The sequence below is a fragment of the Allostigmatella hybrida genome, assembly GCF_020103775.1.
GTDB classification, from domain to species: domain Bacteria; phylum Myxococcota; class Myxococcia; order Myxococcales; family Myxococcaceae; genus Hyalangium; species Hyalangium aurantiaca.
The window spans coordinates 728132-751900 of sequence record NZ_JAHXBH010000001.1 but is presented as its reverse complement, the minus strand read 5'-3'; the positions used below and the strand labels follow the sequence as shown (position 1 = coordinate 751900).

Sequence of the window (23769 nt, the reverse complement as noted above, 5' to 3'; positions counted from 1 at the left end):
TATGTTCCCACGGCGTGCCAACCTTCAGTCTCGCAGCGTTGTGGAACGCTTCCGCCATCCCCGGCCATGTGGCCGGGATCGTGGAAGCCATCGAGGAGCTGTTGCCCTCGACGCAGCCCGTCGCCATCACCGTGGCGTTGCGTGAGAACGAAGCCCACCTCGAGCTCAAGCTGGAGATGACCACCTTCCCCCGGCTCGAGATGGACCGGTTCTCGTGGGAAATCAAGGCGAGCAAGGGAACCCTCGTGGAGCTGTGGCGCCTGCCCAAGGCCGAGCGCGACGCGTTCCGGGCCGCCGCCTTCTCCGGCAACGTCATCACCGCCCCCGACTACTTCACCGCGGCGCGCACCCTCCAGGAGCACCTGGAGGCCATCATCGCCCGCGGCCGGCGCCCCGTGCAGGTGGTCATCCCGCCGTCCGCCCAGCGCGCCCCGGCGCAGGCCCAGGTGGCCGATGAGCCGCTCGCGGAGGCGGTGGACGAGCCGCTCGTTCCCAGCGAGGACGTGGAGGAGGAGCCCCTCGAGCCCATCGAGGAGCTCGAAGAAGAGCCCCTTGAGCCCATCGAAGAGGCCGCTGACGAGCCCATCGAGGCCATCGAGGAGGCCGCCGACGAGCCCATCGAGGCCATCGAAGAACCCCTCGATGAGCCCATCGAAGCGCCGCTGGACGAGCCCATCGCCGCCGCGCAGCCGGTGGACGCCGAGCCCGCACCGGTCACCGAGCCGCCCGCGGGCCCGGAGCTGCGCCGCGCCCACCGCTTCCCCGTCATGCTGGAGATGGAGTTCCGCTCAGAGCTGGACTTCGTCCGGGAGCACGCCACGAACATCTCCAACGGCGGGCTCTTCGTGCGCACCGCCCACCGGCCGCCCATCGACAGCATCGTCAAGGTGGACGTGAAGCTGCCCAACGGCTCGACCCTTCAGGGAGAGGCCATCGTGGTCCACCTGGTGGATGACCCCTACAAGGGCGGGGTGGGCCTGGCGTTCCTCAACGACGATCCCACCTTCGCGACGACGCTGGATGACTACCTGGCGAGCCTCGCGGGGCCGGTCTAGCAGCCCCGCCGGCTCACGCCACCCGCTGCCCCGGCTTCACCTGGGGCAGAGCGGGCACCATGCCCAGCTCCGCCTCCACCACGAGGCGGCTGCGCCCTCCGCCCTGCTTCACCACGCGCACCTGCACGCCGATGCGCTCGGCCAGCCCGGACACGTGGGAGATGATGCCCACCTGGCGGCCCGTGGCCTGGAGCGCGTCGAGTGTGGCCAGCGCCACCTCCAGCGTCTCCGGATCCAACGTGCCGAAGCCCTCGTCGATGAAGAGCGTCTCCACCTGGGCCGTCTCCGACGAGAGCGACGCCAGCCCCAGCGCCAGCGCCAGCGAGACGAGGAAGGACTCTCCGCCGGAGAGGCTCGCCAGGGCCCGCACCTCGTCGCCCATGTCCTGATCCACCACCTGAAGATCCAGATCGTGCCCGGGCACGCGCATCAGCTTGTAGCGCCGGGCCAGGTCCTGGAGGTGGGCGTTGGCGTGAAGCAGCAGCGCGTCCAGCGTGAGGCTCTGGGCGAACACCTTGAACTTCTTGCCGTCCGACGAGCCGATCAGCTCGTGCAGCGTCTTCCACACCCCGGCGGCGCGGCGCCGCTCCTCCAGCACGAGCATCTGCGCGCCGTGCCGCTCGCGGGCCTCGTGGTCCTGATCCAGCCGGGCCTTCCACTTCGCCGCACTGGCGCGGTGGGTCTCCACCTGCACACGGGTCCGCTCCAGGGCAGCCTCCACCTCGGGCTCGGGCAGCGCGGGGGGCGTGGAGGCCTCGTGCCGTGCGAGCCACCCGCGGCGCTCATCGAGCACCGCGCGGGTCCGCTCGTGCGCCGCGTGGAGCTCCGCCAGGGCGCGGGCCTCGGCCTCGCACCAGGCCGCGCCCTTCGCCAGCAGCGCCCTCACGTCCGCCAGGGCCAGCCCCTGGCCTTGGAGCAGCACACCGAGCGAAGCCTGGGCCTGCGCCTGTGCATCGGCGGCGGCCTGGTGGGCCTTGGCGGCCTCCTCCGCGCGCGCCGTGGCCACCGCCGCCTCGCGGCTCGCGGCCTCCGCCCGTTCCCGGGCCTGCTCGAACGCCTTCGTGGCCGCGTCCACCGCTGCCCGCAGCCCCGCGCGCACCTCCTCCGTGGGACGGCCGTTCAGCAGCTTCGCGCGCTCGGCCTGCGTCCGCTGGAGCGCCTCCGCCGCGCGTTGGGAGGCGAGGGCATGCCCCTCGGCGACGCCCCGCAGCACCTCCGCCTTGGCCTCGGCGGCGGCCCGGGCCTGGCGCCCCTCGGCTTCGCGCTCCTGGGCCACCTTGAAGGCCTCCTGGCGCGCATGCCATGTGGCCACCTGCTCCGAGCCGCGCTTGCGGAAGCCCGAGGGGTCCGCCGCGAGCCGGTTCTCCCACTCGCCCCACCCCTCCTTGAACGCGGGCGCCAGGTCCGCCACGGCCTGCCGCCGGACCTCCGCGGCCTGCCCGGCCTCGCGCTCCGCTTGCTGAAGGGCCTGCTCGGCCCGGGCGTACTCCGCCTCCGCGCGCCGCAGCGCCTCTCCCGCCACCTCCACCCTGGAACGCCAGGACTCCAACGCGGCCCGGGCCTCCTTCGCCGCGCGGGCCCGCTGCTCGGCGGCCTCCTCGCCGGCCCGCACCGCCTCCAGTTGCGCGAGAACCGCTTTCAAGGCCTCGTCCAACCACCCCGCGGAGGCCACGTCCTCCGGGGCCTCGGGGGGAAGGGGTGCCTCCATCCGCGCCCGCGCCGCGGCCCACGCCTCGCGGTGTCCCGCGAGCCGGAGCCCCGTGGTGCTCCGCCGGTGCTCCGCCTGCGCCTCCCGGGCCCGGGCGCCTTGCTCTCGCACGAGCGCCGATGCTTCCTCGCGCCCCGTCTGGGCCCGCTCCGCCTCCAGCGTCTCGACACGCACGGTGGCGCTCACCACGAACTCATCCAAGGCATCTTCTGCCCGGACGTGGGGATGGTCCTTCGACCCACACAGTGGACAGGCCTCTCCGTCCTTCAACGTGGCCCGCTGGGAGGAGTAGCTCTGGATAGACTGCGCCTCGATCAGGGCCCGCCGCGCTTCATTCCACGAGGCGTCCAGCACCACCCGCCGGGCCGCCGCCTCGCGGGCCTCGGTCTTCGCGGCTTCCACCTCCCGCCGGGCCTCCTCTCCCTCCGCCAGGGCCTCCCGCTCCGCCACGGCATCGAGGGCCGCACCCGCCTGGGCGACGCTCAGGCTCCGCAGTGCCTCCCGCCGCGCGTCCAGGGACGCTCTCAAGGCGCGCCGGGCCGCCCCAGCGTCCTCACCCACCGCCGCCTCGGCCTGGGTGGCCGTGGCCTGCGCCTTCTCCAGGGACGCCTGATGGGACTCCCACTCCTGACGTCGCTGATCCGTGGTCTCGCGCAGCGCCGCCACCTCGGCGCCCTTGCGCGTGGCCACCAGGCGGGATTCCTTCTCGGTCCCCGTGGCGCGCTCGTACCGGACCAGCTCCGCCTCCCAGCGGGGCCACTCCTTGGCGATGGCCTCCAGGCGCGTCTGGCTGGCCAGCCACGTCCGGGCCTCTTCCGCCGCGCGGCGCGCCGCCTCCTCCTTCTGGGAGAGGTCCGCCAGTACCTGCCGCTGGCGCGCTTCGTCCGCCCGGGAGGACTCCGCGCGCTGAGAGGCCTCCTGGGCCTCCCGGCGCTCCATGACCACCTGCGCATCCAGCCGCGCTGCTTCGGTCAACGCCGGAGCCTGAGCAGCCTCGTCCGCCTGCGCCGCCGCGCGGGCCGCTTCCGCCTGCCGCAGCGCGTCCTTCCGTGAGTCCACGTCCGCGAGGAACCTTGCGGCCTCTGCCGCCCGCGACGCCTTGAGCGCGGCGGCTTCTGCCCCCACGCGCTCAGCGGCCTCCACCGAGGCCATGGGCATCCGGAAGACTTCCGCCGCGCGCACCCGCGCGAGCTGGGCCTCCCGGGGCGCCGCCGCCGCCACCTCCTGCTCACCCCGGCCCCAAGCCTCCGAGGCCTCGCGCTCGGACGCCCGCAGCCGGGCCCGCTCCCGGTACCACTCCATCGCGGCCGAGGTCTCCTTCAGCACCGCCTCTTGCTGGGCACGCGCCGCCTCTTCCACCGCGAGCGCGCTCTCGGCCGCCGTGCGCTCCTCCTCCGGCATCCGGGAGATGGCCTCAAGCCTCTGAGACATTTGATCCAGCTCGGCTTGCTCAGCCTTATTGCGCTCATGCGCGGCGATGGACAACCGGCTGTAGACTTCCGTGCCCGTCATCCGCTCCAGCAGCTCCGCGCGCTCTTTGGCATCCGCGCGAAGGAAGGCGGCGAACTCGCCCTGGGCCAGCAGCGCGGAGCGGCGGAACTGATCAAACGACAGCCCGAGTTTCTCCTCGATGACCGGTAGCACCTCGGTCTTCTTGCCCCCAAAGCGCTGTCCAGAGGTCACCTCTACGAGGCTCATCTCTTGGTGTTGGAGACGTCCGTCAGCTTTGTTCCTGGCTTTCCACACTGCCCACCGGGCCCGGTAGCGCTTGCCATCCTTTCCGCAGAAATCCACCTCGGCGAAGCCCTCGGCCGCCCCCCGCCGCAGCACGCCGCGCACGTCGTGGGAGAGCAGCCGGTCCTCCTCCTCTTCCCCGGAGCGCCCCACCGGCACGCCCCCGCGTCCCCCCAGCCTCGGGGTGCGATCGAAGAGCGCCAGGCACAGCGCATCCAGCAGCGTGCTCTTGCCCGAGCCGGTGGCCCCGGTGATGGCGAACAGCCCCAGCTTGTCCAGGGGCGGCTCATCCAGCGCCAGCGCGAAGTCCCCCGCAAGGCTCGTCAGGTTGCGTCCCCGGATGGCGAGGATCTTCATGACGCGTTCTCCTCGACCTCGGTGAGCAGCGTGTGGAAGGCCTCCAGGAGGCCGGGGGCCAGGGGGTCCTGGTAGTCGCGGGCATAGCGGGCCTTGAAGACATCCTCGGGCTTGCGCTCGCGCAGCGAGATGCCCGGCTGGACATCCGCCAGCGCCCCGCCCGTGCCGGTATACGCGGGCGTCAGCTTGACCAGCCGCGCCGCCTTGCCCGCCAGCGCCTCCTCGACCTTGCGCCGCAGCGCGGGCTCGGGCCGGGGAAGGGACACGCATACCTCCAGGTACGGCCACGCGCGCGTGGAGTCCCCGGCCTCCGCCTCGGGCAGCGCCGCGAGCTGGGCCAGCACCTCCTCCAGGGTCACCTCGCTGCGCTCCGGCACGCGCCGGATGTCCACCGTGCGCGGCACGGTGAGCGGCTTCACCGAGCCGAGCGTCTCCCCGTCCAATTCCACCAAGAGCACCTGATGCAGGTAGCCCGCCTCGCTCAGCGACAGCGGCAGCGGCGAGCCGCTGTAGCGCACCGACTCGCGGCCCCCCACGCGCTGCGCCTTGTGCAGGTGCCCCAGGGCGGCATAGGCCACGTCCTCGGGGAACAGGTCCACGGGCAGGGCATGCTGGTTGCCCCCGAGGATCCGCCGCTCGCTGAGCTGGGACAGCTCGGTGCCCACCATGTAGCAATGGCCCATGGCCACCAGCGCCTGTCCCGGCTCCCTGCGCCGCCGGGCCGCCTCCAGCGTCAGGCCGTACACCTCGCGCACGCCCTCGATGAGCCGGTCCCCCTCGGTGTCGACCAGGGGCAGGTCCGCGGGCCGCAGGTACGGCACCGCCGCCACCCAGGCCCGGATCTGTCCGCGCGAGTCGTGCAGCGGCACCAGCAGCCGCTCGAAGTCCAGCGAGTCCGGGCGCCGGGGCAGGCCGCCCACCACGCGCACGCCCATCGCGGAGAAGAGAGGATCCGGCGCATCCAGGCGCGCCGCCGAGTCGTGGTTGCCCCCAATGACGGTGATGTTCAGCTGGGGCAGCCGCTTCCGGGCGCGGGCGATGAACTGGTACCAGGCCGCCTGGGCCTCGGCGCTGGGGTTGGCGGTGTCGAAGACATCCCCGGCCACCAGCAGCGCATCGACGGACTGGGCCTCCAGGGTGTCCAGGAGCCACTCCAGGAAGGCGGCATGCTCCGCCTCCCGGGAGACGTCGTACAGCGTATGCCCCAGGTGCCAGTCCGACGTGTGCAGCAGACGCATCCGGTACCACCCCTCCTTGGCCGCTCGCGCAGCCTCCACCACTCCGTGGACCCGGTCCAAGAACCAGGAGGGCGCCCGCTTACTCCCTTGGTCTGACATGCCCACGGAACCCTGTCATTCCGGACACTTGCCGAAGGGCAGGTAGGGTCGAATCAACGGGGTGGGGAGCACGTGGGGGGTCGCGGCGGGAGCGGGCACGCAAGACGCGCCTCGCGCTCTCATCACACGCGGTGAACTCCAACTGTGAGACGGAGCCCGGAAACGGAGTGGGCCTCTCCTCCCTCCGTTCCCGGGCACTCCTCTCATCTCAGCTTTTTCGAGGCGGAGCCTGGAAACGGAGTGGGCCTCTCCTCTCCCCGTTCCCTGGCACTCCAAACCTCTGCATCTGTGCCTGGCAGCCCGAAGGAGTGAAGCGGCTGCCGTGACGGGACAGGGCTATTGCACCCCGGATGCCAACCCCAACCACCCCTGCCCACCCTCGTGAATCCAGGGAGTTACACGCAGCCCCCAGGTCCAAGCGGCAGAACCCAGGGCTCCAGAGGCCCGGAAGGGGTGGTGACACCGGTCACCACCTGGTGACTCAAGCCACCTGCCAGTGGCCCGGCTCGGTCACCTCGGCGGCCAGCAGCGGCAGGCCCAGCGCCTCGAAATAGCGGGCCCGCACCTGCTCGGCGAGCAGCACGGGGTCGTCCCCCAGGGCCTCCACGGGAACGGGCGGCAGCACGCGTACGCGCACCGAGGCGCGGGGGCCCATCCACGGCCCATCCCCCTTCAGGAGCTGCGTGGTGCCTTCAATCACCACCGGCACCACGGGCACGCGCTCCTCGATGGCGAGCTGGAAGGCCCCGCGCTTGAACGGCAGCGGCTGGCGGGTGGGCGCGTAGGTGCCCTCCGGGTAGATGAGCACGGGCACGCCCCGGCGCAGCCAGTGGCGGCAGGCCTCCAGCATCCGCTCCAGGGCACGGGGGTGGTTGCGCACCACCGCCACGTACTCCATCAGCCGCATCATCCAGCCCACCATGGGCGTGCGGAACAGCGACGCCTTGGCCACGAACTTGAACGGGTGGAACAGCCCCATGGCGCCGAGGATGTCCGCGGCGGACTGGTGGTTGGCCACGAGCACGGCGGGGCCCGGGGGCAGGTGCTCGCGCCCCTCCACGCGCACGCGCCAGCCCGGCCAGAGGTGCAGGTACAGCCCGTGGCACCAGCGGCAGATGAAGGCGTGCAGCAGGGCCCGGTTCCGGTCGAATGGCCAGGTGACGAGCCACAGCGTGCCGCCCAGCACCGTGCACACGGGCGCCGTCACCAGGAAGACGAGCCAGAACCAGAGCGTGACCAGGTACGTCATCGGGTGCCTCGCATGGAGCCGCACGGCTGCGCCTCACCACACCATGTCCCCGGGCCGGGAAGACAGCCCACCCGGGCCCGGAGTGCTCCGCCGCCTGTCCCCCGCCCGGGCGGCCAGCGGCCGGGCGCTTCAGCGCGTGGAGCGCATGAGGCTGCTGGCGAACTGCATGGCGTAGTTCACCTCCAGGCCGCCATCGACGATGAGCGTCTGCCCGTTGACGTACGCGGAGGCCTCGGAGCACAGCCACTCGATGGGGGCGGCAATCTCATCGGCGCTGGCCACGTGGCCCGAGGGCACGCTCTCCTTCACGCGGGCCTCCAGTTCCTGCCAGGCCTCGCCCAGGTAGAAGCGGCTGGACTCGGTGTCGATGTAGCCCGGGTTCACGGCGTTGACGCGCACGCCGGAGCCGGCCAGCTCCGCGGCGAAGTACTTCACCAGGATTTCCATGGAGCCCTTCATCGCCCCCAGGAAGCCGTGGAAGGGCAGCGGCATGCGCGAGTCCATGCCGGACACCGCGACGATGCGCCCCTTGCGGCCCTCCATGAGCGGCACGGCGCGCTGCACGCCGAGCATGAAGCTCTTCACCGTGACGTTGAACGTCTTGTCCATCTGGTGGAGCTTCATCTGCATCAGCGGCAGGAAGGCCGTGGAGGCCGCGTTGGCGACGAAGACATCCAGCCCGCCGAACTCCTGCTGGATGGTGTCGAACACGCCATGGAGGCTCGCCGGTTCGAGCTGATCCGCCACGACGGCCCGGCACCGCCGGCCCAGGGCCTCTACCTCGCGGGTGAGCGCGGCGGCGGCATCCACATCCCGCCGGTACGTGGAGACGATGTCATAGCCCGCCTTGGCGAGCCGCAAGGAGACGCACCGGCCCACGCCGCGCGAGCCCCCCGTGATGAGCGCTACGGGAGAAGTCATGGAAGCAAGGCATACCATCTTCCGCGCCCCCGGGGACGCGTGCATCTGCCGGTCTGTGAACGGAAGGACCCCCAAAGGCCTCGCCAGCCTTGAGCGGTGCCCTTTCGCGGTGGATTCTCGCGCCCCGCGGGACCGTGCCTCTTAAGGTATGGCCGTTCAGACTCATGGCCGGGAAAGGACGTATGGAAACACAAGGACTCCACATCGAAACCACGCCGCGCGAGGGAGACCCCATCGTCCGCGCGGGCCAGCCGGACCCTTGCACCATCGTCCTCTTCGGGGCCACGGGAGACCTGGCCCAGCGCAAGCTCTTCCCCGCCCTGTTCGAGCTGGCGCGAGAGAAGCTCCTGCCCGAGTCCTTTGCGGTCGTGGCCTTCAGCCGCTCCTCGCACGACAACGACGCCTTCCGCGCCCAGGTGAAGAAGGGCCTCGAGGAGTTCGCCCGCACCCAGCCCCTGGACGAGGCCACCTGGAAGCGCTTCTCCTCGCGCCTGGAGTGCATCGCGGGCGCCTATGACGACCCGGCCTCCTACGAGCGGCTGAGCGCCCACCTGGAGGACGTCAGCAAGCGCCACGGCACCCAGGGCAACCAGCTCTATTACCTGGCCACCCCCGCCTCGACCTTCCCCAAGCTCATCCACGGGCTGGCCGGCGCGGGCCTGCTGCCCCGCCAGGAGCAGGCCGGGGCGAAGCAGTGGCGCCGGCTCGTCATCGAGAAGCCCTTCGGGCACGACCTGGAGACGGCGCGCGAGCTCAACCGGGAGCTGGCCACGGTGCTGGACGAGAAGCAGATCTTCCGCATCGACCACTACCTGGGCAAGGAGACGGTGCAGAACATCCTCGTCTTCCGCTTCGCCAACTCCATCTTCGAGCCGCTGTGGAACCGCGACCACATCGACCATGTGGAGATCTCCGCGCTGGAAAAAATCGACGTGGAGGACCGCGGCCAGTTCTACGACGAGACGGGCGTCATCCGGGACATCGTCCAGAACCACCTCTTGCAGGTGCTCGCGCTGTGCGCCATGGAGGCGCCCACCTCCTTCGGTGCGGAGGACATCCGCGACGAGAAGAGCAAGGTGTTCCGCGCGCTGCGCTCGCTGGAGGGCCCCGACGTGGCCAGCCACGTGGTGGTGGGCCAGTACGAGGGCTTCCGGGACACGAAGGGCGTGGCGAAGGACTCGCGCACGCCCACCTTCGTGGCCATGAAGCTCAACGTGGACAACTGGCGCTGGCAGGGCGTGCCCTTCTACCTGCGCGCGGGCAAGAGCCTGTCCAAGCGGGTGACGGAGGTGTCCATCCACTTCAAGACGGTGCCCTTCTGCCTGTTCGGCACCAGCGACACGTGCCAGCGCCTGCAGCCCAACGTGCTGCGGCTGCGCATCCAGCCCCAGGAGGGCATCGGCCTGTCCATCGAGACCAAGGTGCCCGGCGAGGACGTGAACCTGGCCGGCGTCAACATGGACTTCAGCTACGCGGAGACCTTCGACAAGCCGGTGCCGGAGGCCTACGAGCGGCTGCTCCTGGACTGCATGCGCGGCAACGCCACGCTCTTCGCGCGCAAGGACAGCGTGGAGCAGGCCTGGGCGTACATCACCCCCATCCTCCAGGCGCTGGACTCGGGCAAGGGCGGCGAGGTGCAGCCGTACAAGCCGGGCAGCACCGGCCCCAGCGCGGCCCGGGAGCTGCTCGCCCGGGACGGCCGCCACTGGACGGTGTTCCCGTGAGCCGTCCCCCTCCCCGCGTCGTCGCGCCGGAGGCGCTGACGGAAGCGGCCTCCGAGTGGCTGACGCAGGCCCTGCATCAGGCGCTCGCGGGCGGCGGCCGGTGCAGCCTCGCGCTGTCCGGCGGGCGGACGACGGGGGCCATCTGCCACCTCCTCGCGCAGCAGGCACTGCCGTGGGAGCGGGTGGACTTCTACTTCGTGGACGAGCGGTGCGTGCCGCCCGAGCACGCCGAGAGCAACTTCCTCCTGGTGGAGGAGAACCTCCTGCGCCCCCTGAGCATCCCCTCCGGCCAGGTGCGCCGCATGGAGGGCGAGCGGGAGGACCGGGACGCCGCCGCGCGCGACTACGCGGCCGTGCTGCCCCCCGTGCTGGACGTGGTGCTGCTGGGCATGGGCGAGGATGGGCACACCGCCTCCCTGTTCCCCGGCAACTCGGCCCTGGAGGAGCGCGAGCGCAAGGTGCTCGCGGTGGTGGGGCCCAAGCCGCCCCCCTGGCGGCTGACGCTCACGCTGCCGGTGCTCACCGCCGCGCGCCGGGTCCTGTTCGTGGTGGCGGGCGCGGGCAAGCAGGACGCCGTGCGGCGGGTGTTCGCGGGCGAGGCGCTGCCCGCGGCACAGGTGACGAACGCCGAGTGGCTGCTGGACCGGGCCGCGGCAGGCAACTTCTCTGAGGACAACGGATGAGCACAACCAAGCCTTTGCAGTTCGGTGTCGCCGGTCTGGGCGTGATGGGCGTCAACCTCGCACTCAACATCGCGGACCATGGGTTCACGGTGGCGGGCTGGGAGTTCGGGGCCAAGCGGCTCCAGGCCGTCCAGGCGGACAAACAGTTCGAGCGGCTGAAGACCACGGGCTCGCTGGAGGAGTTCGTGGGCCTGCTCGAGCGCCCGCGCCGCATCCTGCTGATGGTGACCGCCGGGGACCCGGTGGACCAGATGATGGACAAGCTCGCCCCGCTGCTGTCGCCGGGGGACGTGCTCATCGACGGCGGCAACTCCTGGTTCCAGGACACGCAGCGCCGGGAGAAGGCCTACCGGGAGAAGGGGCTGAACTTCATCGGCATGGGCGTCTCCGGCGGTGAGGAGGGCGCCCGCCACGGGCCCTCGCTGATGCCGGGCGGCCCCGCCGAGGCGTACGGGCACATCCGCCCCGTGCTGGAGGCCATCGCCGCGAAGACGGACCAGGGCGCGTGCGTCACCCACGTGGGCCCGGGCGGCGCCGGGCACTTCGTGAAGATGGTGCACAACGGAATCGAATACGCGGACATGCAGCTCCTGGCGGAGACGTACGACGTGCTGCGCCGCGGGCTGGGCCTGTCCCTGGAGGCCGTGGTGGACACGCTGGCGGAGTGGAACCAGGGCATCGCCAACTCCTTCCTGCTGGAGACCACGCTCCAGGTGCTGCGCAAGAAGGACCCGGAGACGGGCAAGCCGCTGGTGGACCTGGTGCTGGACAAGGCCGGCCAGAAGGGCACCGGCAAGTGGACGGTGCAGGTGGCGCTGGACCTGGGCATCGCCGTGCCCTCCATCGCCTCGGCGCTCGATGCGCGCAACCTCTCGGCCCTGAAGGACGAGCGCGTGGCGGCAAGCTCCCGGCTGCCCGCCCCCCAGGCCTCGCTCACGGACGAGGAGAAGCAGCACCTGGCGGCCTGGGTCCATGACGCGCTCTACGCGGCGCGGGTCATCACCTACGCCCAGGGCATGCGCCTCATCCAGGCCGCGTCCCGCGAGTACCAGTGGAACGTGTCCCCGGCGGAGCTGGCGCGCATCTGGCGGGGCGGCTGCATCATCCGCGCGAAGCTGCTCACCCCGCTGCGCGAGGCCTTCACGCAGCAGCCGGACCTGCCCAACCTCGTCTCCTCGGACGCGTTCGCCCCGGTGCTGACGCGGATGGCCCCGGCCTGGCGGCGCGTGGTGGGCACGGCGGCCCGGCTGGGCATCCCCGTGCCGGTGTTCTCCTCCAGCCTGGCCTACTTCGACAGCTACCGCAGCGCCGAGCTGCCGCAGAACCTCACCCAGGCCCAGCGCGACGCCTTCGGTGCCCACACCTACCAGCGCCGGGACCGGCCCGAGGCGGGCTTCGTCCACTCCGACTGGAGCTGACGCACGGCACAGGGCAGGCAGGCGGATGGCGAAATCGTTCGTCATCCGCCCGGGGCGAGGAGCTCGACCGGGTGCCCGGGCTGGCCGCGAACGAGGCCACGGCGCTCCCGCTGGAACGAAGCCGGATGCCGGAGCCCCCTGCCCTACAGGGTCTGCCTCAGGCGGTCAGTAGCAGGTGCCGACGCCGCTGCAGCTGCAGTTGTTGCTCGCGAAGGAGTAGTCGTCCGAGGCGGCCGCGAAGCTGCCGAGGCCGTAGTCGTGCTTGGCGCAGTCCTGGGTGTACGCCGTGGAGCCCACGCACTTGGGGGTGCTGGTGATGCCGCAGCCCTGGCCGCAGCGGCCCTTGCACCCGTTGTCGCCACCGTTGCAGGCGCAGCCCCGGCCCGCCTGGCGGGTATAGCCGCCGATGTTCTGCTGGCCGCAGGTGCAGGAGAGGTGAACCCAGCCGCGCTCCGCCACGTACTCGTACGGCGTGAGGGCCTCGCCCACCGGGACAATCTGCATGAAGCTCGTCTGGCGCATCGCCGTGTCCTCGATGCGCGTGCGCTCCGTGTCCTGCTCGGGGACCACCGTCGCGAGGCCCTCGGCCAGACCGTTGATCAGCCGGGCCTGCGCCGCATCGAGCGGGCCGTTCGGCATGAAGCGGCCCACGCCCTGGTTGTAATCGATGCGGAAGCCGATGATCGGCTGCCCGAAGTCATACGTCACCTCGATGATGTTGGGGGCGCTCTCGGTCACCATCGCGCGGACGGAGGAGCCGCCCGAGCGGTAGGAGGCCTCGAGGGTGGACGCATCGCGCTGGAGCAGGGTGAAGCCTTCGGCTTCATCGACTTGAGCCGCCTTCTCGTTCGAACAGCCCAGAACCATCGTCGTCAGGGCGAGACAGCACAGAAACAGTTTTTTCATGGGGGTTTCCAACTCTCGTGTTTCAGGGGGGACTGCAGACCCGACGCTAGAAAACTGATTTATCGGATGTCCAGATGGGCCCGAATAAACTGATTTTCCGGTCCCCATTCACCCAGAGTCTTTTCTCACCCCAGCGCGTCACCGCGGTTGGCGCTACCGTCTCAGGGGTGAGCCCTGACGCTGTCATTCCGGGTGTGGAAGTGGGTCCCTGGCGGGTGAGAGGCCTGCGCGGCCAGGGCTCCTATGGCGCCGTCTACCAGGTCGACCCCGTGGGAGGCGGCACGGACACCCGCTTTGCCCTGAAGCTGGCGCTCTACGCGGGGGACCCCCGCTTCGAGCGGGAGGCAGCGCTGCTCTCGCGCCTGCGCCATCCGAACATTCCAAGGCTCCAGGCCCAGGGCCACTGGGCACCGCGCGAAGGGGGACTGTTCCCGTACCTCGTCATGGAGTGGGTGGAGGGCGTGTCCCTCTATGACTGGGCCAGCCAACGGTCTCTCACCTCTCGCCAAGTGCTACGGCTCTTGACGCAGGTGGCCAGAGCCCTGGAAGCCACCCATGCCGTGGGAGGTGTGCACCGGGACGTGAAAGGCGGCAACCTCCTGGTCCAAGCCCAGGGCCACGTCATGCTGATGGACTTCGGCTCGGGGAACTACCGGGGCGCGCCCGAGCTCACGCGCCAGCTCCCGCCGCCTGGCACGCCCGCCTACTACAGCCCCGAGTCCCTGCGCTTCCAATGGGAGCACCGGCACCACGCCGTGGCGCGTTATGAAGCCCAGCCTGCGGATGACGTGTACGCGCTGGGAGTCACGGCCTACCGCCTCGTCACCGGGAGATACCCCGAGGCGCTTGAGATGGAGCCGGAGGGGGAAAGCTTCCGGCCCGTTCCTCCCCAGTGGGTACCTCTCGAATCGGACGCGGTGAACCCGTGCCCAGAGCTGGCCGCGCTCATCCAGCGAATGCTCGCGTATGAGCCCTCGGACCGGGGCAGCGCACGGGACATCGCGCGAGCGCTCGAACGGGCGGCGAAGACCGCACGCGCCCCGGCGGATCAGCCCATCCACGGCCCTCGCGTCTCCCTTCCTCGCCCCAGCCATCGGGCGAGAAGGCCCGCCTGGGGACTGGCGCTGGCCGTGTGCTTGAGCCTGGTGATGTGGGCGGGACACGCGCACTGGAAAGACCGATCCATCTCCACGAGGAGCGAAGGACAGAACGGAGGGACGGCGGGACTCGCGGATGCCGGGCTGGAAGCCTCCGAGCCCCTTGCACATGTAGAGCCGGTGATTGGCCGGGACATGCCCAAGAAACCGCTCCCGGGCCAGCGCCGTCCCCCCTGTGGGAAGCATGCGTTCGAAATCAACGGTGGGTGCTGGAGCCGTTCCGATACTGCTACTCCGCCATGCGGTGACGAGTTGGCCGAATGGAAGGGTGAGTGTTACTGGCCCATCTTGAAAATCCCACGCCCCGCCACCTCGGACACGCCGTAGACAATGAACAAACTCGACCTTTCTGACATCTACCGCGGCTACATCGCCTGCCTGAACAAGCAGGATTGGCCGAAGCTAGGGCAGTTCGTTCACGAGGAGGTTCAGTACAACGGACAGCGCTTTGGCTTATCGCGTTACCGCGAGATGCTGGAGGGCGATCACCGTGCGATCCCAGACCTGCATTTCGACATTCGCCAACTGATTGCCGATCCGCCTCATATCGCCAGCCGGCTGCACTTCGATTGCACCCCGGCAGGAGTTTTGTTCGGCATCCCTGTCAACGGAAGACGGGTCTCTTTTACCGAACATGTGTTCTATGAGTTCCGGGACCAAAAGATCTGGAATGTGTGGTCAGTGATCGACAAGGCCGCCATTGAAGCGCAGCTTCGAGCCTGACGGTCGCGTTTGACACAGAAAGGGCCCAAGGTTTTGCGGCCTGGGCCCCTTCGCCGTTCTGCAAGGTGAAGCGATTGCCTATTCCACGAGCCCCGGGCTGCGCTCCAGCGAGAAGAAGTAAGTCGACACCTCTCCTCCCACCGTCACCGCGCGGGTCTGGGTGATGTAGCCCGGCTTCGAGACGACCAGCGTATACACGCCGGGCGGGACGTCCGTGAACCGGAAGTAGCCAGAGCCGCTGTCAATCGTGGTGCTGTACGCCGTGCCCTCGATCGTTAGGACAACGCCCACGGGCGAGCCGTCGTCCGACAGGAAGACGATGCCATCCAGGCTGGCCTCCACCATGACCGGCAGGGTCAACGTCTCCACGGCCGTGTCCTCGATCACCGCCAACACTTCGCGCTGCTCCTCGTAGCCATCCTTCGAGGCCACCAGGAAGTAGGCGCCCGGCACCACCCCCTCGAAAACGAAGCGGCCCTGCGCGTCCGTGGTGGTGCTGAAGGCCGTGTCCTCGAGCGTCACGGTGATGCCCTCGTGGGAGGACTGCCCCTCCAGCAGGACGGTACCGGACACCTTGTGCTTGGCGCGCTTGAGGGTCATGGAGACGTCCGTCGTCTCCCCCCGCTTCACCTCCACCTGCATCTGATGGAGTTCGTAGCCCGACTGGAAGGCCACGATTGTCTGGGTCCCCGCCTTCAGGTTCTTGAGGGTGAAGCGTCCCTGCGCGTCCGCGAGGGCGGTGGACACCGTGTCGAGTGACTCGACCTCCGTTCCTTCGGGCGATGCGCCGTCGTCCAGCGTCACCGTGCCGGTCACCGTGCCGGTGCCGCCTGCGGCATCGCCGTCGTCATCGGAGCCGCAGCCCTGCACGGCAACCACGGTCATCATGAGCGCCACAAGCGCTCCCCATCGATTCGTTCGCATGTGTTCCTTCCCTGGTGGATGCGCCCCGGACCGGCGCATGGCCCTTCCACGCGGGAGAACGGAGCCCCACAGCGTGTCGGCCGCCCGCCTGGACGGGGGGCTCACCCAGAAATTCACACGCGCACGAAAGGATCCGCTCTCTTGTCCGCGTCCCGCTTCGCCTGGGCAACTCCTGCATGCCCACCAGAAGTGGTAGATCCGCACTCGCCCGGAGGAATCCCTTGGCCCTGCACTTCCTCAACACTGACGAGACCATCCGCCGCATCGTGGCGCTCATCCGGAACGCACGCCGCGAAGCGTGGCTTGTCAGCCCCTACGTCACGACCCTGAAGGATGATCAGATTAACCAAGCCATCCGCGCGGCGCTTAGACGAGGTGTTACCGTCAATCTCGTGTTCCGCCTTGATGATAGAGGGCAACTGAGCCGGACCTTCCGGGACGAGCAGGTCGCCGAACTCGAAGAATTAGGGCTTCGTGTACTCACCGTTGCATATCTGCATGCCAAGCTTTACTGGTCGGACTTCGCCGTGGTCGTGACCTCGCTCAACATGGTGGAGACCACTTTCGACAAGATTATCGACGTCGGCTTGTGGTCCGACGACCCGAAAGACATCGCGAACGCCCGAAGATTCTTCGAAGTGGAAATCCGGCCGAACATCTTCGAACTCGACGAAGTCATCGAGCGCGTGGAAGAGGCGATGGGCGACGACGACGATGAGGAGGACGACGAGGACGACGGGGTCTGTATCCGGTGCGGGGAGGACATCGACTTCGATCCCGGCAAGCCCTACTGCCTCGATGACTACCGAAAATGGGCCCGATACGGCGACGAGGACTACGAGGACAATTACTGCCACGGCTGCGGAGACGAGTATCCGGCCACGATGCGGAAGCCTCTCTGCCGCGATTGCTACCGTTAGTCAGGGAATCTCGCGCCGCACCGCTCCCATCCAAGGGTGACCGGATCCGCACGGCGCGGTCCGGTCACCGGGGCATCACTGGATCGACAGCGCCCAGCCGTAGCTGCCGTTCGACCCGAGAGAGATGAGGGTCGCCTTGCAGACGGCATTTCCCTTCTTGCTGGTCCCCGTGCCACGCGGGGTCCAGTACCCAGAGGTCCCCAGGAGCGGATTGGGCGGGGTATAGAGGCTGCTCAGGTTGAAGCCACAGGTCTTGGTGCCGTTGGTGTAATCGAACGCCACGGCGGTGTTGTTGCCACAGTCGGTCTGGTGCACCGACGAGATGCTATTGGCCAGCACCGAAGTGAGGGCCGGAATGACCGACGAGCACGCATTGGGGAAGGTGCTCGTGATGGTGGCCGTGGTCTTGTTTTCGATGGTGAAGGACACGGTGGCCGCCTGCGCGGAACCCACGCCCAGAAGCGCCACGGACAGCGAAGCCAGCAGAGAAGAGGTCTTCATCAATCAACTCCCAAGTGAGGGGACTCGGTTTTGCTGCGCGAGGATTTAGACGCCCCGCACGCACTTGTCCAGAATTGGACAATCACTGAGAGTATGTCTTCCTACTCGGGCGGGGCCCATGCGCTTTGCCGATGGGCTGACGCATGGGCCCCTGCGCCCGGTACGGCCTACTGCACGTTCAAGAAGATGGCGGTGGGCGCGCCCCAGTTGCCGTTGCGGTCCTGGCTCTCGACGAAGAGCGTGTGCCGTCCCTGCGTCAGCCCGGAGGTGAACACCGTGCCCCGGACGGACTCGATGGACGTGCTGAAGCTGCCATCCACCGGGCTCATCGCGTACACCGGCGTCCCCGACACCCACGACGGGTTGTCGATGGAGAAGCGCGCCGCGGAGATCGCCTGCGAGGCCTCTGTGCCGCCGTTGGTGCCGTAGCGGGTGTCATTGGCCTGGGCGGTGAGCGTCACCGAGGTGCCCGCCGTGACGGTGCTGGCCGACAGCGTCAGGCTGACGGAGTCCGGGCCCGACGGCGTCTGGTACGGCCGCCGCGCCGCCTTGAAGGCGTAGTAGAGGGCCGAGAGGTTCTTCGGGTAGATGGTGTTCTCGAACGTGGTGCAGCTCTCGAAGAAGGAGCCGCCCATCTCGAAGGTGTATGCCGCCACACCGAGGGTGCCGTAGGCGAAGTCATCCGTGGCGCCGGCCGCGTCGTAGAGGCACAAGCTCGACTGGCAGGCCTCGTAGCCGTTGAAGTAGTTGAACTTGCGGCCCAGCGTGCGCAGCTGCGTGGCGTTCGGCGAGGACGCCGTGCCGATGCCCCACGGGTAGAGCACGTAGCCGCCGTAGCTGTGCAGGGAGACCATCACGCCCGTTGCATCCGCGGGGGCGGGGTCGGTGAGGGACGTCCCCCGCTGGTCCGGGAAGATGGAGCGGATGTAGCTCTCCAGGGCCTGGGTCTCCGGCTCCGAGCCGGCCGCGCGCCCGCGGTAGGTCTCGCTGCACGCGCTGGTGCTCGCGCCCGGCCCGCCCCAATCGAAGCTGCTGTTGCGGTTGAGGTCCACCCCGTACGTCGTCGTGGTGCAGGAGCCCAGGCTGCTGTTGGTGTTCTTGCGCTTGGAGAGCCCCGTCTCCGCGATGCGGCGGCCGTCCGGGTTGGACTGCACCACCACGTGGAGCTCGTAATGGTCGAGCAGCCAGGTGCTGTCCGGGTCCGTGCCGTAGCGGCTCGCCAGCTGCTCGGCGAAGCGCGTGGCCATCTCGGCCGTCGTGTACTCGCGGGCGTGGATGCCGCCCATGAGGAAGAAGCGCGGCTTGGTGCCCGAGCGGGACTTGTTCGTCAGCACCAGCACCCGCATGTCATCCCCGGGCTTGCCCCCGGCCGTCAGCTTGTCCCAGCTGTCGCCAATGTCGTTCCAGGAGGCGAGGTTCGGGTAGGTGGTGGCCAGCTTCGCCATGGCGGCGTAGGTCTCGTCCACCGTGCGGTAGCAGGAGTAGCCGGGGATGCCGGCCAGGATGCTCATGTCATCGCGCGGCGCGTTCAGGAGCCGGGTCGGCTCCTCGAGGAGCTCCACCCGCCGCCCCTCCTTCACCAGCGCGTCGAACTCCCCGGGCGAGAGCACCGCCTCCACGGTCTTCTTCCCGTGGTCCACCGCCGCGCTGAGATCCAACGTCTCGGCGAGCCGGTTGAGATCCGCCCGGTCCTTGAAGGACACCCGCGCCAGGATGACGGAAGGACGCGAGGCGCTGGGGGCGGCCTCCTGGGGGGAAACCATGGGGGGAACGGCGGGTGAAAGGGTCAGCGCTGCGACAGTGAGTACACCTGCGGCATGGAGCGGCATGGGGGATCCTTTGAGACGGCCGGTTTTTCTGCCTGTGAAGCCCCCACACCATAGCCGGAATAAAATGTTTATCGAGTTAGCCGTGTGTCACGCGGCAGCGCCACCTCTTCGCAGGTATTAATGGGAACTCAAACGAGTTCCGCGCTGCGTCCCTCCTCTCGCGCACAGCTCTTCAAGGAGGGACTCCAGTCCTTCAGAGGGCCCCAGCCGGCCGGCCCCCTTGCTCAACGGCAAGAGTTCACGGCCTGGCTTAGCGGCTCCAGCAAGCGCCGCTCGCGCCGACGCCGTAGTGATACCGGCAGTGGGCATCCGCCACAGCGCCGCACTGGCCGTAATCCGTGCCGGGGTAGTAGCCGGCGGTGACCCAGGTGGTGCCACACTTCGCGGTACAACGATTCGCATACGGGTCCTGCCAGCCTTCGCAGAGGTTCTGCTCGGTCTCTGCCAGCGCGGGCTCGGCGCTGTTCATCCCCTCATCCACCTCGGGCCCACCACATCCCGCGAGGAGAAAGCCCAGCGCGATGCCACCAACGATGTTCTTCATGGGAGTCGGTCCTTTGCAGATGTGCTGGCATCATACGCAGCACGCCCAATCTCTATCAGTCAGAGTCATTCAGGAACAAACCGCTTTCCAGGCAACAGCAGCAATAAGTTCATTCCAGGACAATCACACCACGAATCGCTCCCACCTGGGATCTCAACCTCCTGCTCGCGCTGGAGGCGCTGCTGGAAGAGCGCACCGTGACGCGCGCGGCGGCACGGCTGAAGCTCAGCCAGCCAGCGCTTTCCGGACGTCTGGTCCGGCTCCGAAGCCTGTTCGCGGCTCCGCTCTGATAGCTGGAGGCGCCGCAGGGGGTCGTAGCAGATGCCGACGCCGCTGCAACCGCAGTGGTTACTCGCGTACCCAAGAGTGCGCCGAGCACATGGGCCCGTTGGGTTTCCCATGCCTGTTCATCCAGAGGGCACCCATCCCCTTCCAGGTCGAGATACCATCCGAGGCGCTGAGCTCCCACGGCGTGCAAGTAAACATCCAGCGCTCCCTTCACTGCCTGCGCCACTTGCTCATCTGAGCGCTGCATGTAGAAACAGATCCGCAGTCCCTCGCGGATCATTCGCGCCCCATGGGCCGCATGGTATCGGATGTGGGGGTAATGCTCGCTCATGGCTTATTGACGCCGAAAGCCTTCTCATCCATTTAACGAGGAGCGGAGCCCGGGCCGTTCAGGGCCGCCATCCGGATGGCCACCTCATACAGCCGTTGGCGCAGGGACAGCGGTTCCAGCACCTCGACCCCGCTTCCCAGGGCCGTGAGTTGCTCCGCCGCCACGTCCTCTGCCTCCATCAGCAGGTCCACGGTTCGCCACCCCTCCCCATCCGGCGCTCCCGCCTCTTCGAGCATGCGGCGGACCGCATCGTGCGGAACCACCTGGGGCAGGCGGACTTGCGCATACGGGGACACCCGTACACGGCACCGGTACGTCAGCAAGGAGCGGTCGAAGGCCTCCGAGGACTCGGCCCACCATGCGGCCAGCTCGAACCCTTCGGGCCGGGTGAAGGTTTCGGGCCGCCCTTCCGCCCAGTGGATCCGGCTGATCCGGTAGGTGCGCAGCGCCTGCTCGTGCCGCGCCACCAGGTACCAGACGCCCGCCTTGAGCACGAGCCCCAGCGGGTCCACGCGCCGCCGCTTCGGTGGCGCGCCATACTGAAGGTCCAACCGGCGGCCCTCCCAGACCGCCCCGGCGACGGCAGGCAAGGCCTCCAGGGACTCGGACCGCGAGAACCACCCGGGCGCATCGAGCAGGAACCGCTCCCGGATCCGGCTCGCCCTGCCCCGGAGCTCCGGGGGCAGCGTCGCATTCACCTTGGCCCGGGCACTGACGGCCACCGTGGCCAGGCCCAGGTCCGCCACGGCCTGCGGCGCGCCGAAGAGGAACAGGGCGTTCGCCTCGTCGGCGGTCAGCCCATCCAGCCGGGTGCGCCAGCCCTCCACCAGGTGAATGCCCCCTTGGGGCCCCGGCTCCGTCCACACGGGCACCCCCGCCGCCATCAGCGCGGCCACGTCCCGGTAGAGCGTGCGCACGGAGACCTCCAGCTCCTCGGCGAGCTCCGCCGCCTTGGCGGTCCCTCGCCGCTGAAGCACGAGAAGCAGGGCAAGCAGGCGGCTGGATTTCATCTTTCCGCACCATGCCAGAAAATCCCTGACAGGAACTGTCAGGGATGCGGGTGCATCCTCCCGTCCATGACACGCACCCAATATTATGTGGCGGCCAGCATCGACGGGTTCATCGCGGACAGCGCGGGCAAGCTCGACTGGCTCTTCCAGTTCAATGACACCGAAGGCGTGACCGCGCACTACGAGGCTTTCATGAAGGAGGTGGGGCCGCTCGCCATGGGCGCCGCCACCTACGAGTTCCTCCTCAACGAGAACCACCCCTGGCCCTATGCGGACCGGCCCACCTGGGTCTTCACCCACCGGAAGCTCCCCGCCATCCCGGGCGCGAACCTCCGCTTCACCACCGAGGACGTGGGCGCCGTTCACGCCCAGATGGTGGAGGCCGCCGCGGGCAAGAACATCTGGCTCATCGGCGGCGGCCACCTCGTCGCCCAGTTCGTCCAGCGCGGCTTGCTGGATGAGATTCACCTGGGCCTCATCCCCGTCGTCCTCGGCGGCGGCATCCCCCTGCTCCCGGCGGCCCTCACGAGCCCCCTGGAGCTCACGGGGCTCACCCGCTTCGGCCGGGGCATGGTCGAGCTGCGCTACGCGATTCCCCGCCCCACCCGGTGACGCCTGGCGGGCCCCTACCGCGCGGAGCCTCGCAGCTCGGCGCGGCGGATCTTCCCGCTCACCGTCTTGGGCAGCTCCGTCACGAATTCAATCTCCCGGGGGTACTTGTACGCGGCCGTCGTGCGCTTCACGTGCTCCTGGAGCTCCACCGCCAGCTCCGGGGAGCCCGTGTACCCCGGCGCCAGGATGACGTAGGCCTTGATGCGCTGGCCGATGCGCTCGTCCGGCACGCCGATGACCGCGGACTCGGCCACCGCCGCGTGCTCGAGCAGCGCGGACTCCACCTCGAAGGGCCCCACCCGGTAGCCCGACGTCTTGATGACGTCATCCGCCCGCCCCACGAACCAGAAGTAGCCCTCCGCGTCCTTCACCGCCCGGTCTCCCGTGACGTACCAGTCCCCGCGCCGGCAGGCCGCGTTGGCCGCGTCGTCGTCCAGATAGCCCTGGAACAGCCCCACCGGCCGCTCAGGGGCCACGCGCACCGCGATGTCCCCCTCCTGCCCCGTGCCCACCTCCTGGCCCTGGTCATCAATGATAGACACCGTGAAGCCCGGCGAGGGCTTGCCCATGGAGCCCACCCGCGGCTCCAGCGCCGGGAACATCCCCACCACCACCACCGTCTCCGTCTGCCCGTAGCCTTCGCGGATGTGCAGCCCCGTCGCCGCCTTCCACGTGTCGATGACCTCCGGGTTCAGCGGCTCCCCCGCGCTCACCGCGTGGCAGATGGCGCTCAAGTCATACTTCGACAGGTCCTGCAGCACGAGCGCCCGCCACGCCGTGGGCGGCGCGCAGAACGTCGTCACCCGCTGCGTCTCCAGCATCTTCAGGATGCGCGGCGCGTCGAACCGCCCCCGGTAGTCATAGACGACGTTGCACGCGCCCTGGCTCCAGGGCCCGAACAGCTTGCCCCAGGCGCACTTGGCCCAGCCCGTGTCCGACAGCGTCAGGTGCCGGTCCTCGGGCGTCAAATCCAGCCAGTAGCGCCCCGTCACCCCGTGCCCCAGGCCATAGCTGGCATGGGTGTGGAGCACCTGCTTCGGCATGCCCGTGGTGCCCGAGGTGAAATAGAGGAGCATGGGCTCGTCCGCGCGCGTGGGTGGAAAGGACACCCCCTCCGTCCCCGCCCCCGGCTCCCCCGCGTAGCGGAGCCACGGCGTGGGCGCCTCGCCCAGGGCAATCCAGTGCTTCACCGGCCCCGTGCCCACCAGCCCCTCGAAGCGGTCCAGGCAGCTGGCGTCGGTGATGACCGCTTGCGCCTGGCCGGCCGCCAGCCGGTAGCGGATGTCCTTGGGCGTGAGCATGGGCGTGCCCGGCATGAAGACGAGGCCCGCGCGCATGCAGCCCAGCACCAGGAACCACCACTCCGGGATGCGCGGCAGCACGAGGAACACCCGCTCGCCGCGCCGCAAGCCCAGGTCCGTGAGGAACCGCGCCGCCTGGAGCGAGTGCCGCCGCAGCTCCGCGAAGGTGACGCGCCGCTGGTTCCCGGCCTCGTCCGACCAGAGCATCGCCAGGGCCTCGGGGCGCTGCGCCGCGTGCGCGTCGATGACGTCCGTGGCGAAGTTGAAATGCTCGGGCCGCTCCCACCGGAAGGACCGGTAGACCGCCTCGTAATCCGTCATGTTGCGAGGGGAGACAGAGGACATGAATGCTCCTTCCGGTGAGGGGGAAACCACGACACGCGCCCACCCCAGAAACCGGTGTTTCCAGGGCCGGAGCAAGCAACCGTCCAGGGCGTTCCTGGCCTGTCCAAGCCCCAGGTTTTTCGAGCCCGCCCGCCCCACGGGCAACCCTGCTCCGGAGCGCCCTTCAGCGCCCTGTAGGCTATCGCGTACACA

The 23769-nt window shown here is 69.2% G+C and carries 20 protein-coding genes; 9 read left to right on the top strand and 11 right to left on the bottom strand.

The annotated features are described in order from the left end of the window. The first annotated feature begins 14 nt into the window (after positions 1-14). A complete protein-coding gene (locus tag KY661_RS02950) occupies positions 15-1055 on the top strand; it encodes a TIGR02266 family protein (RefSeq protein WP_225408732.1) in 1041 nt (346 codons plus the stop codon). A gap of 13 nt (positions 1056-1068) precedes the next feature. On the opposite strand, the gene KY661_RS02945 is transcribed toward KY661_RS02950, so the two are convergent. The 4 genes from KY661_RS02945 to KY661_RS02930 all read right to left on the bottom strand — a co-directional run bounded on the left by KY661_RS02945 (position 1069) and on the right by KY661_RS02930 (position 8361). Next, entirely contained in the window at positions 1069-4854 is a 3786-nt protein-coding gene (locus tag KY661_RS02945; protein ID WP_225408731.1) for an AAA family ATPase, read from the bottom strand. After that, positions 4851-6092: an exonuclease SbcCD subunit D C-terminal domain-containing protein gene (locus KY661_RS02940; protein WP_225408730.1), complete on the bottom strand. Its 1242-nt coding sequence runs from the start codon at positions 6090-6092 to the stop codon at positions 4851-4853. Before KY661_RS02940 ends, KY661_RS02945 begins: the two co-directional genes overlap by 4 nt. Before the next feature lie 580 nt (positions 6093-6672). Beyond that, entirely contained in the window at positions 6673-7440 is a 768-nt protein-coding gene (locus KY661_RS02935) for a lysophospholipid acyltransferase family protein (protein ID WP_225408729.1), read from the bottom strand. Between the two features lie 129 nt (positions 7441-7569). Then, entirely contained in the window at positions 7570-8361 is a 792-nt protein-coding gene (locus KY661_RS02930) for an SDR family NAD(P)-dependent oxidoreductase (protein ID WP_075010175.1), read from the bottom strand. A gap of 182 nt (positions 8362-8543) precedes the next feature. Here KY661_RS02930 and zwf point away from each other — a divergent pair, with 182 nt between their 5' ends. The 3 genes from zwf to gndA are packed head-to-tail and all read left to right on the top strand — an operon-like array spanning position 8544 to position 12186. Beyond that, positions 8544-10085: a glucose-6-phosphate dehydrogenase gene (zwf, locus tag KY661_RS02925; protein WP_225408728.1), complete on the top strand. Its 1542-nt coding sequence runs from the start codon at positions 8544-8546 to the stop codon at positions 10083-10085. Continuing rightward, entirely contained in the window at positions 10082-10768 is a 687-nt protein-coding gene (gene pgl, locus KY661_RS02920; protein WP_225408727.1) for a 6-phosphogluconolactonase, read from the top strand. Before zwf ends, pgl begins: the two co-directional genes overlap by 4 nt. Next, on the top strand, positions 10765-12186 hold the full coding sequence (gndA, locus tag KY661_RS02915) for an NADP-dependent phosphogluconate dehydrogenase (protein WP_225408726.1): 1422 nt from the start codon (positions 10765-10767) through the stop codon (positions 12184-12186). Before pgl ends, gndA begins: the two co-directional genes overlap by 4 nt. Positions 12187-12351: 165 nt before the next feature. Here gndA and KY661_RS02910 read toward each other — a convergent pair whose 3' ends face one another. Next, a complete protein-coding gene (locus KY661_RS02910; RefSeq protein WP_225408725.1) occupies positions 12352-13092 on the bottom strand; it encodes a hypothetical protein in 741 nt (246 codons plus the stop codon). Between the two features lie 215 nt (positions 13093-13307). Between KY661_RS02910 and KY661_RS02905 the strand changes: the two genes are divergently transcribed. Continuing rightward, positions 13308-14576: a serine/threonine-protein kinase gene (locus tag KY661_RS02905; RefSeq protein ID WP_225408724.1), complete on the top strand. Its 1269-nt coding sequence runs from the start codon at positions 13308-13310 to the stop codon at positions 14574-14576. A 3-nt stretch (positions 14577-14579) separates the two neighbouring features. Then, positions 14580-14972, top strand: a complete 393-nt coding sequence (locus tag KY661_RS02900) for an ester cyclase (protein ID WP_225408723.1) — start codon at positions 14580-14582, stop codon at positions 14970-14972. Positions 14973-15050: 78 nt separating this feature from the next. Here KY661_RS02900 and KY661_RS02895 read toward each other — a convergent pair whose 3' ends face one another. Beyond that, a complete protein-coding gene (locus KY661_RS02895) occupies positions 15051-15860 on the bottom strand; it encodes a carboxypeptidase regulatory-like domain-containing protein (protein ID WP_225408722.1) in 810 nt (269 codons plus the stop codon). A 257-nt stretch (positions 15861-16117) separates the two neighbouring features. On the opposite strand from KY661_RS02895, the gene KY661_RS02890 reads away from it, so the two are divergent. Continuing rightward, positions 16118-16816 (top strand): phospholipase D-like domain-containing protein, encoded by a 699-nt coding sequence (locus KY661_RS02890; protein WP_225408721.1) that lies wholly within the window; start codon positions 16118-16120, stop codon positions 16814-16816. Between the two features lie 75 nt (positions 16817-16891). Here the strand turns inward: KY661_RS02890 and KY661_RS02885 are convergent, their stop codons facing one another. From KY661_RS02885 to KY661_RS02875, 3 genes are all read right to left on the bottom strand, one after another. Next, on the bottom strand, positions 16892-17317 hold the full coding sequence (locus KY661_RS02885; protein WP_225408720.1) for a hypothetical protein: 426 nt from the start codon (positions 17315-17317) through the stop codon (positions 16892-16894). Between the two features lie 167 nt (positions 17318-17484). Further along, positions 17485-19080, bottom strand: coding sequence for a M14 family metallopeptidase (locus tag KY661_RS02880; protein WP_225408719.1), 1596 nt, complete (start codon positions 19078-19080; stop codon positions 17485-17487). Positions 19081-19396: 316 nt separating this feature from the next. Continuing rightward, a complete protein-coding gene (locus tag KY661_RS02875) occupies positions 19397-19690 on the bottom strand; it encodes a hypothetical protein (RefSeq protein ID WP_225408718.1) in 294 nt (97 codons plus the stop codon). Between the two features lie 122 nt (positions 19691-19812). Here KY661_RS02875 and KY661_RS02870 point away from each other — a divergent pair, with 122 nt between their 5' ends. After that, the gene (locus KY661_RS02870; RefSeq protein WP_317987212.1) at positions 19813-19980 is read left to right on the top strand and encodes a helix-turn-helix domain-containing protein; all 168 of its coding nucleotides are present in this window, start codon (positions 19813-19815) and stop codon (positions 19978-19980) included. A 361-nt stretch (positions 19981-20341) separates the two neighbouring features. Here KY661_RS02870 and KY661_RS02865 read toward each other — a convergent pair whose 3' ends face one another. Continuing rightward, positions 20342-21319 carry a helix-turn-helix transcriptional regulator gene (locus tag KY661_RS02865; RefSeq protein ID WP_225408717.1) on the bottom strand — a complete coding sequence of 326 codons (978 nt, stop codon included), beginning with the start codon at positions 21317-21319 and terminating at the stop codon, positions 20342-20344. 66 nt (positions 21320-21385) lie between these two features. On the opposite strand from KY661_RS02865, the gene KY661_RS02860 reads away from it, so the two are divergent. Next, positions 21386-21931, top strand: coding sequence for a dihydrofolate reductase family protein (locus tag KY661_RS02860; RefSeq protein ID WP_225408716.1), 546 nt, complete (start codon positions 21386-21388; stop codon positions 21929-21931). A 14-nt stretch (positions 21932-21945) separates the two neighbouring features. Here KY661_RS02860 and KY661_RS02855 read toward each other — a convergent pair whose 3' ends face one another. Further along, positions 21946-23577, bottom strand: a complete 1632-nt coding sequence (locus KY661_RS02855; RefSeq protein WP_225408715.1) for an acyl-CoA synthetase — start codon at positions 23575-23577, stop codon at positions 21946-21948. Positions 23578-23769 lie beyond the last annotated feature (192 nt).